Source organism: Bacteroides thetaiotaomicron VPI-5482, from assembly GCF_000011065.1.
Lineage (GTDB): Bacteria > Bacteroidota > Bacteroidia > Bacteroidales > Bacteroidaceae > Bacteroides > Bacteroides thetaiotaomicron.
Genome location: NC_004663.1, coordinates 6,085,714 through 6,099,492 on the forward strand (window position 1 = coordinate 6,085,714; position 13,779 = coordinate 6,099,492).

The 13,779-nt window shown below is 45.4% G+C and carries 8 protein-coding genes; all 8 read right to left on the reverse strand.

Translation table 11 applies throughout. The features are described 5' to 3' along the window. Positions 1 to 146: 146 nt before the first annotated feature. The 8 genes from BT_RS23440 to BT_RS23475 all read right to left on the reverse strand — a co-directional run bounded on the left by BT_RS23440 (position 147) and on the right by BT_RS23475 (position 13,777). Complete coding sequence (locus BT_RS23440) at positions 147 to 2,768, reverse strand: DUF4962 domain-containing protein (protein ID WP_164927915.1); 2,622 nt, start codon at positions 2,766 to 2,768, stop codon at positions 147 to 149. A 1-nt stretch (position 2,769) separates the two neighbouring features. Then, the gene (locus tag BT_RS23445; protein ID WP_162303135.1) at positions 2,770 to 4,035 is read right to left on the reverse strand and encodes a sugar MFS transporter; all 1,266 of its coding nucleotides are present in this window, start codon (positions 4,033 to 4,035) and stop codon (positions 2,770 to 2,772) included. A 37-nt stretch (positions 4,036 to 4,072) separates the two neighbouring features. Beyond that, positions 4,073 to 5,026, reverse strand: a complete 954-nt coding sequence (locus tag BT_RS23450) for an ROK family protein (RefSeq protein ID WP_011109361.1) — start codon at positions 5,024 to 5,026, stop codon at positions 4,073 to 4,075. 160 nt (positions 5,027 to 5,186) lie between these two features. Continuing rightward, positions 5,187 to 6,815, reverse strand: coding sequence for a hypothetical protein (locus BT_RS23455; RefSeq protein WP_016268198.1), 1,629 nt, complete (start codon positions 6,813 to 6,815; stop codon positions 5,187 to 5,189). 21 nt (positions 6,816 to 6,836) lie between these two features. After that, positions 6,837 to 8,447, reverse strand: coding sequence for a sulfatase family protein (locus tag BT_RS23460; RefSeq protein ID WP_158257889.1), 1,611 nt, complete (start codon positions 8,445 to 8,447; stop codon positions 6,837 to 6,839). Positions 8,448 to 8,558: 111 nt separating this feature from the next. After that, entirely contained in the window at positions 8,559 to 10,559 is a 2,001-nt protein-coding gene (hepC, locus tag BT_RS23465; RefSeq protein ID WP_011109364.1) for a heparin-sulfate lyase HepC, read from the reverse strand. Between the two features lie 55 nt (positions 10,560 to 10,614). Continuing rightward, complete coding sequence (locus tag BT_RS23470; protein ID WP_008766874.1) at positions 10,615 to 11,919, reverse strand: DUF4995 domain-containing protein; 1,305 nt, start codon at positions 11,917 to 11,919, stop codon at positions 10,615 to 10,617. A gap of 184 nt (positions 11,920 to 12,103) precedes the next feature. Next, a complete protein-coding gene (locus BT_RS23475; protein WP_008766873.1) occupies positions 12,104 to 13,777 on the reverse strand; it encodes a RagB/SusD family nutrient uptake outer membrane protein in 1,674 nt (557 codons plus the stop codon). Positions 13,778 to 13,779 lie beyond the last annotated feature (2 nt).

Genomic DNA, 13,779 nt, shown 5'->3' on the forward strand with positions numbered 1-13,779 from the left:
TAATACCTGTCATGGACATTATTAATGCTTGAAATGTGGCATAATAAGCATTGTCACCTTCAATAAAAGACAATAAAAGAAAGGAGCTATTCGTAAGTTTATAATAACCATTGAATAGCTCCATATTGTGTGCCAGAATTGAGAAATTATATCTCAAAATCCGGTAAATAGTCAGTCAGAACCTTATTGACCTGTTTCCCTTGTACTTGATCTGTGATGATAGTCGCACCTTCCTTCTTGCCGGCATCGTATTTCAAAGAAACCTTTTCCGCTTGATGGGTGACGCTGATTGCCGCTTTCCCTTTCTCCGTCAGATTGCAGGTAATAATCCAGTCGCCTACTTGTACGGTATTGCCTTGGCGAACCACTTTCATATCCGCACGGTTATTTCCATGTGTATCCATAACGGTGAGGAAACGGGCAGTTTTACATGGAATGGTAGTAGACGAAAAATGCCAGTGATTGGGATACTTCACAGCTTTTCCTTGGGCATTGGTTACATTCTTCCAGTTGGTTGGAGCGCAGAAGAAGGTATCTACGATGGCCTGTTCCGTCTTTGCCGAACTGAAAAGATGAGCAACAGAGATGCCTCCATCCTTATTCTTTCCCGTAACTTTCACTTCATCAGGAAGTTCCTGCATTTCCATCGGAAGTTCTACCGTATGCAGCAGATAGCTCCATGTGACCGCTTCTTTTCCTTCCAGTTCATCATAAATCACATACACTCCCGTATTGCCTAATTGAATGATGTGCCGACGGAACATCTTCAGTTTGTTCTCATCCCATCCCTTTTCGGGAGTGTACTGCGTGCCGGAAAGTTCACCACGTTTCAACCAGATAGGAGCTGTGATCTTTCCGTAAGCATTGGAAGCGTCTCCCACCATATACGAAATCTTTTCTCCTTCATACCAACGGGGAATCCATCCGTAACCTTCCGTTCCTATAGTCTGAGTCATTCCGTTGACCAGAATACTATTGTGCGCACGGGTGTTTCGATAGGAATACATACAATGGTCATCGGTAAAACCGGTACGATGTCCGCTGCTATAGAAGATCGCCTTGCCTCCATAGAAGGTATTAAATGCATTCTGATTGGCCAATGCGTGCGAAGTTGAACCGTATGGACTGGAACGGAATGACAACATTGTGTTCTTTTCTATATCCCCCAACGAAGTATGCATCGTAGCAATTCCCGTTTCATTAAATACTTTCGTCATCGGCAACTCTGCCAATGAGTGTTCTTCTTTCGGGAGTGCCTTGTCAGTAATGCAGCGATACCAGGTCAGATCACCTGCTTTTCCAAGAAAAGACTTTTTCATGATATCCGGTTCTTTCTCCAGAATGGTACGTGCGTAGGCGGCTGCCCACGGATTATTGCATTCACGTGCTAAAGCATCCGCATAGCCGACCCGTGTCCCGTTCGGTTTCATTTTCGTTTCATGGGAGTTGCCGTGTCCCGCAGATTTGGAGAACGGAGGCTGATGATAGATTACATAGAGCGCATTGTTGTTATACCAGGGATCGGCAAAGAAATCGAAACCGCTGATACGTGAATAGAAAGCGGGAACTTCGATCAATGTACGAAGGTTGACATGGAAATAAGAGTCACCGTTGTGCCATCCTCCGTCGGTGTTGAGTCCCGGCAGACGGGATACCCATTCGTTATAGCAATAATCTACCCAAGTGGAAGCCATCGGCAATTCACCGTATGTAGCAAAAGCTGCCATATTCAGAATACGGAAAGTCATCTGCCATACATGATTGTCGGCAATACGGTTTTCCAGATGATTCACATATTCATGATAAAACTTATGGGCGTTTTCGCTGATCGTTTCGAGAAGCAACTGTTTCTCGGCAGGCGTTAACAGATTGTACCATGCATCATAAGCGGAAGTACTCATGGACAGAATCGTGGAGCGGTTGAAATCTCCTGCGAAGTACTTACTGTCTTTCCACGAAAGAATTTCGGAAAGACGTTTGATACCTTCTTTGTAGTACACTTCGTCTTTCGTCAGCAGATAAGCGCGTACCATAGCTTCTATGTTCGCTTCTTCGCGGTCTACTATCTTGCGGCTTTCCCGAATCAATGCCGAGCGATATTGTACGATGTTCGTCAATTTGACTACTTGGGTGGTATCGATTTCCTCCTCCAGATGTTTCAATGGATGATTGAGGCATTTCCTTGCTTTCTGAATATAGAGCTGCGCTTCCGGATTATTCTTGTTCCGCTCGATGATCTGATCCCAGTCTTTGGCATCGAGCAGGATACGGGGATGGCTTTGAGAGAACTTCGCCAGCACTTCTTGCAAGGAGGGAGGATTGAACGTACGTGTCTGCTCGTCCACATAGAAATGATAGACGGGCGACCATTCTTCTTTGCCGTCCTTATCAAGGTAGGCGTGCTGCCAATACCATTTCCCTTTTTCAAAGAGTTTGAAAGGATTGAAGAAAGCCCAGTTTCTTTCGGCGGTCATTACTTCCGATTTAAACTCAGGATCACGTGCGATACGGATGCGGTATGTCACTTCCGGTTTGTGATCTTCTTCTTCCACTCCGTCAAGCACAGGTCCGAGGTGGGGGAACTTATCCGGCCACATGAAACGCGGCGGATTGACTGCTATGTGCTGACCGCCCAGTGGAGAAGGTGTTTCGCGGACTTCATGCATCAGCGTCTGCTGACTCAGACGCAGGATGCTTTTCTGCGCATATCCACTATAGGAAAGCATAGCTACAAATAACAGGAAAATATAATATCGTTGTTTCATCATCTTATTTTTTTAAGAGTTCTTTCAGACTGATTGTCTTGTTGTTGATCAGCGGATGTGCCCAGAAACCGATGAAGGTGATATATCCCACAAAGAGCAGGATAGACAGCATACCTGTACGCAGGGACGTAGCATCTGCCAATGTACTCACAATCATCGGCCCGCCTGCTCCACCCACGATAGCCGAACATAAAATTCCGGCAAATGAGCCGTGATGCTGTGAAGCCGAGTTCAGCGCCAATGAGAAGACGATAGAGTACATCATGGAAATACTGAATCCGATAGCAGGAAAGGCGATTAGCGAAACATCCTTGCTTCCGAATAAAGCGGCTAGTAACAGCACTATCGTCAATACCCCCGAAACCTGTAGCAGGCGTTTGCTGTCAATCAGTTTCAGAAGAATCATTCCGACCAGACAGCCTGCCGTCATCAGTCCCCAGAAGTAGCTGACTGCCTGCGCACCTTCCGTCTGCGGGTTTACACCGTGATATTGTTCGAGGAAGGTACTCATGAAGATAGAGGTTCCTTGTTCCGTACTGACATAGCAGAAGATTCCCAGAAAGAACAACCATACATATTTCTGCTTGAACAGGGCGAGGTAGGAATCTTTCGATCCGCTTTTCTCATCTTCTTTCAGTTCAATCTTCGGGAAATGCGAAACGCCGACGGCAATCAGCATCACCAGCAACAATAAGGTAAATACCCAGTAGAGAGATACCCAAGGCATATCTTGTGGCGTCATATCCGCCAGCAAGTCAAGGATAAGGCTTTTTCCTGCTGTATAAGTGGCAGGATCAAGTTCCCGAATCAGATAAGTATATGCCAACGGGCTTAGGAAGGAGGCGATACCGAACATAAATTGTGCCAGTTCAGCGATGAAAGCATAGTTTTCTTCTCCTCCTACAGTACGTTGGAGCGGATTCAGCACGGTTTGCAGCATTGCCATTCCCAGACCGATGATGAAAGATGAAGCTAGCAACATCGGATAAGTATGCATACAGGCGAACAGGATGGTTCCGATAAACGGCATCAGGAATCCACAGAACAAGACAGGCTTTTCACCGAAACGGTCGATCAGTAGTCCGGCAGGGATGGACATAATGGCGTAAGCCAGAAAGAAGGAAGTCGGGATAAACCCCGCCATCGCAAGATCGCTCAGATTGAAATTGTGGATAATGTCCGGAATAAGCGGTCCCAGAATATTGGTAATAAACGAGATAGTGAACCAGAACGCCATAATCAGCGCCAGCATTCCTAGATTTTTCTTCATAATCTTAAATAAGTTGAGAAGGTTTTCTGCTCTTCATTTAATTCGGTTTTCTATTTAAAAAGAGGGAGGCGGCACCGATACTTCCGGCTTTGTTGCCTAAAGAGGCTGCCATGATTTCCGTGTTCACGGCACAGTCGGGGATGGCATAGCGAAGGGCTTTCTCACTTACTTTCTGAATATAAAAGTCTCCGGCTTCGGACAGTCCTCCGCCGATAACGACTCTTTGAGGGCTGAAGATATTAATAAATCCGGCAATGCCGTGACCGAGGAAATCACAATGTTCGTTCAGCGACTCAGCCGCAATCTTATCTCCTTGTTTATAGAGACGGACGATCAATTCTCCGTTTATTTCTTCATTCGGATAAGAGATGCCGGCTTCGGCTATCCGTTTGCTGAAACGACGGACCAGTGCGGCAGTGGAAGCATAATGTTCAAGGCATCCTATTGAACCGCAGGCGCAAGGTTCACCATTAGCTATCAAGGGGACATGTCCCAATTCAGTACCTCTATTGGCGTATCCGTTAAACAGTTTGCCGTCAATTATGACTGCGCCACCGATACCGGTTCCTACAGTCAGAAAGACCACATGAGTGGCTCCGTTTCCGGCTCCGTACATCGTTTCGCCAAGTCCCATCAGATTAGCGTCATTTCCCAGTTGGGTAGGAAGTCCGGTCTCTTTTTCCATCCGGTCTGCCAGTTTCAGATTTTCCCAGCCTTGAATATTCTCCGCACCTCCCAATACGATACGATTCGTACAATCGACAATTCCCGGCGTCCCTATCCCGATACCGGCTATTGTATACCTCTTTGCTTCGGCAAAGGTTTTCACTTCATTGACTGCCTTGACTAATTGCCCGATGACAGCTTCGGCTGATACGTCGGCATTCGACGGTAGCTTCCCTTGAAAGTGAAATACGCCATTATTATCAATAAGAGCGTATTTCACAGAAGTCCCGCCAAGATCAATTCCTATAGCGTATTCTTTTTCCATATAACTAGGTATGTTTTAAATTCGTTTATACTGTGCCATGCTTGTGCCACCGTATTGGCACGCTTGTGCCAAAGGCTTGGCATAGCAGTGCCAACAGCTTGACACAACTGTGCCAACGGCTTGGCACAAGCAAAGCAACTGTTTTCTTTCATATACCAGTTTATACTCTTTCTGCCCAGATAGGTGAACTCCATGCCCATTGCCCGTCACGCTGGCGAACACGCACGTAGTAGTAATCTGTATCACGCTGAGGCTCTTTATCTTCCATATAGTGTTCCACAGTGAAACAGCTTTCGGGCATAGCACGATTGAAGAGAATCGCTTCGCTCAGCCAGCCGATCATGAAGTGCGAACGTGAGCCTTCGAGCAATTCGCCCAATGTGTGTTCAAACTTCTTGCCGTTGAAATCAGCAATCACTTTTCCGTCTTTCGGCATCTCTACTTCGAGGATGACAGCTTGCATGGCAGCGGTAGTCGTATTCGGATTCTTGCTGCTGTACATATCCAGTTCGGTTTCTTTTTCGTCTGCGGATACAATGCGGTTTACGTGAGTATGGAATTCTGTTTCCCCTTCTTGCGGAGAAGTGAAGGCTGCACCGCGGAAACATGGAGTGACGCTCAGAATGCGTCCTTTGTCTACAGACAATTTACCTTGCCAGTGTACATACTGCTCTTCACGGTTCCATCCGAAATCTACTTTCACTTTGCAGCGGACAGTATCACCTTCGGGGGCAACCGGAGTCAACGGACCATTCATGCGGGCCAGAATCTGACCGTTCTTGACGATATCCACATAGTCGATGCAACTTTCTCCGGTAACATTCAGATAAATGCGGCGGCTGTTGCCACGCACTACGTCACCCATGAAAGCATCGTTGAGGCGGAAGTCAATCAAAATTTTATCGCCGGTTGCGGCGCATACGTGGCGGGTCCGAAGTGCTTCCCATATAGCGTCGCGGGTCAATGACGGAGCCAGTACACCGATACGGCCGTCACCATAACTGCCCGGATAACCCGAATGTTGGTCGGTAGAAGCCATAATACCGAATTTATTACCCAGTTCCAGACCATATTGAATGGTTCCTTCCCATTGGCGGGGGCCCATATCGTGCAAGTATGGATAGTCCCCCTGATCGCTTTCGGCCAGACCGTGACGGGAATACATTTCTACGAACGGGGTCTGGTCTCCTTCGGTAAAGCATTTCCAGTTATAGCCGCGATAACCACCCTGATAGCCCATATGGTGAGGAGTGATAAATACTTTGTGTCCTTTGGCTTTCTGTTTCCAGTCTTCGATGGAGGTACACTCTACAAGCGGTGCATCGAGATCGTAGTTCAAGGCAACATGGTCGCCATGTTCCATGCTGTGTGCTTCATATCCAACGAAAGTGAGGAATTCTCCTTCTTTATTATATTCGTTTGTCATGGCTACGTACTTCTCATATCCGCCTTCGCGCAAACGTTTGAAAGCACCGGTATGGTAGTCGATTACCCATTTCAGGCGTGGATCGTCTGCTCCGGGGATATCCGGCCACATGGCGTGGGGTGTTACACTTACAAAATCCAACTGTCCTTTCGCTGCTTCAAAAGCATCGCGCATATCGCCGTGTCCGTATGTGATGTTACAATGGTTGTGCAGGTCTCCCCAGTACATTTTGAGGTCACTTGCCGATGGCATTTTCTTTTTGGCTTCTTTACTTCCTGCCGCACAAGAGCCGAGCAGGCTGCCGGATGCTGCCAGTCCTAAAAAAGACCAGCCAGTATTCTTTATAAAATTTCTTCTGTCCATGATATGATTGTTTTGGGTTATTTATCGATTTTCCATCAGTCTTCTGTCTCCTTTGAAAAGCACTGTCTCTTTTTCATCGGGATCATTGTCTTTATATTGTTTCTGAGTTTCTTCAAGTAGTTGCATCAACTCTTTTTGTTTCTTAGCATATTCCGCTTTCCCGAAGATATTGTTCATTTCTCTTGGGTCGGCTTTCATGTCATACATTTCCCATTCGTCAATGTCGTTGTAGAAATGAATCAGTTTGAAGTCCTGCGTGCGAATGCCATAATGACGTTTTACGGAGTGTTCTGCCGGATATTCATAATAATGATAGTAGGCTGCTTTACGCCAGTCGGCAGGAGTTTTGCCTTCGTTTTCCAATACAGGTTTCAGTGATGCTCCCTGAATATCAGATGGCACTTCTACACCGGCAAAGTCAAGGAAGGTAGGGGCGAAGTCTACGTTCATGCTGATGGCGCTGCTGGTGCTTCCGGCTTTAATGGCCTTCGGATAACGGATGATAAGCGGCATACGCTGACATTCTTCGTACATGAATCGTTTGTCAAACCAGCCGTGTTCACCCAGAAAGAATCCTTGGTCGGAAGTATAGACAATAATGGTATTGTCCAGTTCGCCGATCTTTTCGAGATAATTCAGCAGACGACCGATATTCTCGTCTACAGCCAGAACGGTAGCCAGATAATCGCGCATATATTGCTGGTATTTCCAGCTGATTAATGCCTTGCCTTTCAGGTCGCCTTTGCGGTATTCGGCAATGCGCTGTGCATAGGCGGAATCCCATTTGTCCTGTACTTCTGAGGGCATACGCTTATAAACGCTATACAGGCGGTTTGTCGTATCTTTCAGCATTTCTTCGCGAGTGAGCAGTTTCAAGTCCCAGTCATTCGTCAGCGTATGTTCGATCGACATATCTTGTTCCCGTGCCGCTTTCCCGCGTCCTTCGTAGTCATCGAACAGGTTTGCGGGTTCGGGGAAAATAGTATTGTTGAATATACCCAGATGGCGGGGGGCGGGCATCCAGTTACGGTGGGGAGCTTTCTGATGATACATCATGCAGAAAGGTTTGTTCTTGTCGCGGTTTTCGAGGAAATTGATTGCCTTGTCGGTGATAATATCCGTTGCATATCCTTTTTCTACGATGTGCTTTCCGTCTTCCCAAAAGTCAGGGTCGTAGTAGTCGCCCTGCTCATGCTGGCCGCTGAGTATGCTCCAGTGGTCAAATCCCTGCGGTTCGCTGATAAGATGCCATTTACCGATCATGGCAGTCTGATAACCGGCTTGTTGAAGTAGTTTCGGGAATGTCTGCTGATCACCGTTGAAGGTGCTTGCATTATCGGTAAAGCCGTTCTCATGGCTGAATTTTCCGGTGAGAATGCAGGCACGTGAAGGGCCGGAGAGGGCATTGACTGCATAACAATTGTCAAAACGGATACCCTCATTGGCTATGCGGTCCATGTTGGGAGTTTGGATGAGGTTGCCACCATAGCAGGACATGGCTTGGGTGGTATGGTCGTCGGTCATCATGAAGATGATGTTCGGACGTTTGGTTTCTTCTTTTTGGGGGTTGGCACAGGAAGCAAGGCTTAGTGCTGCCAATGGAAGCAATAGGGTAGAGGGGTTGCTTTTCATGATAGAAATAACATCTGATGATAAAAATGACCAGTGAGGAGCCGAGGCCTTTTCCGTAGCGGGCATATATCCGCATGGAAATCTGGCCTCAGTGCCTCGCTGGTCACTGGATTATAATTTATATTTTAATGACTGTTTCTTGCCGTTTACTTTCACTTCTATTTCCAGTCCGTTTTCATCGAACGTTTTGTTCTTGAACTTAGCGTCAAATTTAGGGGCATCTGCGCTCTTCTTGACTGGGTAAATAACTGTGATGTAACGTACCGCATTCTCATTGTCTTTCTTTACGTTGAATGAAACATTCATACGTTTGTAGCGCTTGCGATATGCAGTAGAACACCATCCCGGCTCTTTTTTCATGCTCATGCCTTCAGGGCCGAAGCATTGAAGTTTCATGTTGCTTCCATCTTCGAATTGAGTCAGGAATGTCATGTCTTCACGGCTGTTGGCTATCTCACCTTTCGGCATCTGATAGTGCAGGTTGACAGAACCTTTGGCGCTGCCTGATACTTCATCTACAATGACAAAGTAGGTATTGTCTACGAAGAAGACCGAACGGCGGTGCTTGAAGTTCTTGTAGCTTGGGTTTTCTGTAACCAAGGTCTGGATATTGCCTTCCGGCTGCCACAGTTTAGTAACAGATTCGGTTGTTTCCAGATTCTTATTGTCCAGAGTCACGGTGTTGTGTACGGAAGTCTGACGATGCCAGTTGCGTTGTTCCATCACTTCGCCTTCACCGGCATACACATACGAACCGGAGTCTGGGAACAGGTTCTTGCCGTTAAACCACATTTCGAAAGTACCGTTATCCGGCTGACAGTGCCAGAAACCTTTCGGACCGGCTTTTACTACCATTTGTGTAGCATCCATTCCCCAGGAATTGCGGAACACAAAGAAACCTGATTTCAGGAAACCTTTCGACATATAATCGGGTAACGCGCCTTCTTTGCCGTCTGTTGCCAAATACTTGATAGTTTCGTTTTTCGGGAACAGTTTGCTCCATGCACGATAGTTCTTCAGCATTTCTTTCTTTTCTGTGATTTTAGCATCACTGAAACACGGATTTGTGTAATCCGGGAAAGAAATATTGGCATAGAACATGATCATCTTTTCGATAGTATCCAGATATTCCTGTGGGAACTCATTACGGAATCCGTTAACATCCGCGATACCCAATGCCTTGCAGAAGATATTGATAGCAGCAAGATGATAATGCGGGTCAAGTTCAAACTGGCCGCCATCGTTGTAAACCTGTACGTTTACTTCACGGTTCAGAATGTCGATACCGCTTTTTCTCCAGGCCGGAGCTTCTTTAAATTCCGGGAAGAATGCACCTGCATAAATCATACGCTGGGCTTCGAACAACAAGTGATTACCCTGATCAGAGTAATTAGCCAGAATATGTACGGCATGTTTATGATAGTTCACCAGAAATTCAGTCAGGAAATCCGGAGTGAAAGAAGGAGAGGGGAGGAACAACTGGAACTGGGTAGTCTGATCCTGCAGACGATTACTGACTTCCAGCGGACGCCATGCGAAACGTACATTTTCCACTTCGCCTTTAATCTTACCGTCACTTACCAGTTCGTATTCTTTCTTGTCCATCTTCACCAACGGATTCTTTTTAATCCAGTCGATGTATTGGTATGCCCATTCTTTGGCATATTTCTCGTCACCCGATACACGGTATGCCTTACCCATCGGAGTAAACCATTTATGACGGTGCAACTGCCAGCGGAGTTCATTGTCTTTCACCGGCCAGTATTGCCAGTTGATATCTTCTCCGTAGTTGTAAGAAGGCTGATAGCCTTTGTGAACAAAGAATGTATGCTTCAATCCGTCATCCGCCCATTGCTGTTCTTCTTTGCCGATAGTGATCTTTTTCAGATTAATATCCGGCGTCTTCACATTCGTACGTGCACGGTAGTAGTCGAGCAGTGCTTTTGCGGCATCCTCATCTTTGCCTTCCTGATGTAAGGCTTTTACTTTCTCCAATCCGGGGTAGTCCAGGTTGAGAAGCGAGAATACCTCGCTTTTCAACTCTTGGGCATAGCCTTTGCCTACGAAACAAGCAAATGTCAGCAGGACGATATATTTCAGGGTTTTATTCATGATATCATTTATTATTCTGCAAATTACAATTTAGATTTGAATTTTCTCAGCTATGTTACTCAATAACTTTCACCTCTCCATTCTCCAATCTCAACTTCTTCAAGTCCATGAATCTCTTCAATGCTTCCAAATAGTAGTAGTCAGCATAATTCAGCGGAGTATCGATTTCAGAACCGTTCGGCAATGATCCGACAGAGTGCATTAAGATGAATCCCTGGTTTTCGCCGACTTTGGCAAGGTATGCGTCGCTTGAAAGGCTTTTCAGAATTTTTTCTGCATAATCCAGATATTTCTTTCCGTCGGGTACCATTGTGCTAAGTTCAATGAATCCTGCGGCTGTTACAGCAGCAGCCGAAGCATCGCGTGGAGTCTCTTCGGTGACAGGAGCATCGTAGTCCCAGTAAGGAATTGCATCGTCTGTTTTCACGCGCTCCATGATCATGTCGGCTATGTTTACGGCAAAGTTCAGGAAGGTAGTGTCATTTGTTTCGCGGTAGCAGGAAGTGTATCCGTATACAGCCCAAGCCTGTCCGCGCGACCATGAAGAATCGTCGTTTTTACCCTGGTGAGTCTGTTTGCGTTCTACTGTGCCGTCGTTGTTATAGCTTACTACATGCCAGCAAGTATAGTCAGGACGGAAATGATTTTTCATCGTAGTGATAGCATGCTTGATAGCGACATCCTTGTATTTGTTGTCGCCTGTCCATTTGCTTACAGTGAACAGAAGGTCCAGATTCATCATGTTATCGATGATTACCGGGAAGTTCCAGCTGCCAAAGTCCCATGAACGGATGGCTCCGATTGAATCGTTGAAACGTCCGCTCAGGTTATCGGCAGTTTCTTTCATGACAGCTTTGATGGTATCGTTAGGAGCCAGACGCTCAGCGTTTCCGTAGCTGCAGTTGATCATAAATCCCAAATCATGTGTACCTTTATAATAGCGTACCGGATTCAGCAGGTTTGTATATTGAATGGCATCCGCTTTCAGTGTATCATTTCCGGTCAGTTCGTATGCGTACCACAGTGATCCGGGGAAGAAACCGCTTGTCCAGTCGTATACTACACATAAACGACGTTTGCCCATTTGTTCGGCAGTAGGTTGCGGACGAAGTGAATCCTGAAAAGTGGAAGGATCTCTTTCTAATTGGCGGCAGAGGAAATCCATGTCATATCCGGTGCGGATTGAACGTGGAAGCTTACCGGTTCCGTCAATTTCTTCTGCTGTAAGTTGTAACTGGGCAGAAGCTACATCCAGCCCTTTCTTAATCCAACTGTAGTCTTCCTTTGGAGTTGTCTGGCACGATGCAAGTGCAATGGCAACCGAAGCAAAGAGAACAAGTTTCTTTTTCATGTTATTCATTTTAAGTGATTGTTTTTAGAAGTTTTGTAACTGATGCAAAAGTAGATGAATGGGTTTAAATTATGTGATAGGATTGTTTAAAAGGCATTCAATACCTGCTTTTCTAGTTTTGAATTTGTCGAAAATGATTTTAATATTCTCCAATATGCCGTGTCACGGGCATATTGGAGAGAGTTTTATTCAGTTACCATTTGGGATTTTGATTAAATTGGATGCACAAGTCCATGTCCCGTTGTGGAATAGGGAACAGCTCATGTTTGCCTTCTTCTGTATAAGTGGCTACTGAATAATTTGGTGATCCTGTACCTTCCCACCAATAACCTAATTCTTTAGCGGTCGCTTGCACTGTTTTATAATAAATACCCCAACGGATTAGGTCTTGACGACGGTGTCCTTCAAATGATAATTCATAACTGCGTTCTTTGCGGACTGCTTCACGAAAACTTGTTTCATCGAGTCCTTGTGGCAGATCGCATGCGCTTGTGTTACTTGGATTGCCATAACCGCGGCGACGTACGGCATTGATTGCATTATATGCCTCAGCATCGGGACCATGTTTCCATTCGTTTAATGCTTCTGCATAAAGCAATAATACGTCTGCATAGCGTAAGAAATACCAGTTCACATTAGATTTATCATTGTTGATGAAACTATTTGTTGTTACATACTTCTGAATATCCCATTTTGCAGGAGTATAGTTTTGCTTATTTTTCTGAGCTTTAGTAGGATCAGCATCTTTCTCTGCTGCACTTTCATCTGTATCACTGGCGCCGGCTACCCAAAGAGATTTTTTTGTGTCAGTATATTGGTAGTTGGCTATAGATAAATCACGACGGATATCCGATACATCTTCTCTCCAGTCAAGCACAAATGTATGAACTACTTTTACGTTAGCTGCACAACTTCCGCGTACACCTGCAATAGCGGTTGTTTTAACTCCGTTCCACTTACCGATACGTCCTACCGGATCACTGTTGCCTGATACTGTCGGTGAGTAAAATGATATTTCAATCAAACTTTCAGTCGGGTCCCAAGTGCCATTACAGGTATTCTTCCATAGTTGTTCGTAATCTTTCAACAGTCCATGTTTGCCGGATTCTACCAAAATGCGTGCGGTTTTTGCAGCAGCTTCCCATTTGGATTCATCCTTTACCGGATAGCCAGCCCAGGTAGCATAAACTTTGGTCAATAAGCCTAATGCTGCTCCTTTTGAGAAACGATAGTCGTTGCTTTCGCGATATTGGTCATCTGTCGCGTATGGTAAAATGTCACAAGCGTACAACAAGTCGTCTTCTATGTATTCGTATACCTTTTCTGGAGCTGATTGTACATATGTAGCCGGATTCTGATTTGACATCTGAGTACTTGTCATTAAGACAACATTTCCAAATCGGCGTACTAATTCAAAGTAGAACATACCTCTTAAAGCTCTCGCTTCCGCAATGTATAAGGTGGCGAGTTTTTTGTCAGTTGTAGTATATGATCCTATTTTATTTGAGATACGTTCCAGAAAATCATTTGCTCTGTAAATACCGGTATAAAGTGCTGCCCATGTTTGCTGTACTTCAGACTGAGTGGTTGGGAATGAGTTTGTCGGAATGATACGGAAATTTTCATTACCGCTACCTTCCACTTGTGAAATATCCGTTCCCAGGTTAAAGAGTATGGATAAGTAATATCCATACATGGCATCTAAAGTGTTTGTACGATAAACTCCAAGCAATACGTCTTTTGCTTCCTCCGCATTGTTCATGTAGTTTTTCTTTTCTACTTCAGTTCTGGTTTCTTCCTCAAGTGAACAAGAAAAAGGAAGCAAACACATTACCGACATTGCTATATAGTATATTATTTTTTTCATGT

Excerpts from the sequence above, each read along its gene's own strand:
- BT_RS23450 (WP_011109361.1), bottom strand. The coding sequence starts at position 5,026 with ATGGAAAAAGAATACGCTATAGGAATTGATCTTGGCGGGACTTCTGTG.
- BT_RS23475 (WP_008766873.1), bottom strand. The coding sequence starts at position 13,777 with ATGAAAAAAATAATATACTATATAGCAATGTCGGTAATGTGTTTGCTT.
- BT_RS23470 (WP_008766874.1), bottom strand. The coding sequence starts at position 11,919 with ATGAATAACATGAAAAAGAAACTTGTTCTCTTTGCTTCGGTTGCCATT.
- BT_RS23460 (WP_158257889.1), bottom strand. The coding sequence starts at position 8,447 with ATGAAAAGCAACCCCTCTACCCTATTGCTTCCATTGGCAGCACTAAGC.
- hepC (WP_011109364.1), bottom strand. The coding sequence starts at position 10,559 with ATGAATAAAACCCTGAAATATATCGTCCTGCTGACATTTGCTTGTTTC.
- BT_RS23440 (WP_164927915.1), bottom strand. The coding sequence starts at position 2,768 with ATGATGAAACAACGATATTATATTTTCCTGTTATTTGTAGCTATGCTT.
- BT_RS23455 (WP_016268198.1), bottom strand. The coding sequence starts at position 6,815 with ATGGACAGAAGAAATTTTATAAAGAATACTGGCTGGTCTTTTTTAGGA.
- BT_RS23445 (WP_162303135.1), bottom strand. The coding sequence starts at position 4,035 with ATGAAGAAAAATCTAGGAATGCTGGCGCTGATTATGGCGTTCTGGTTC.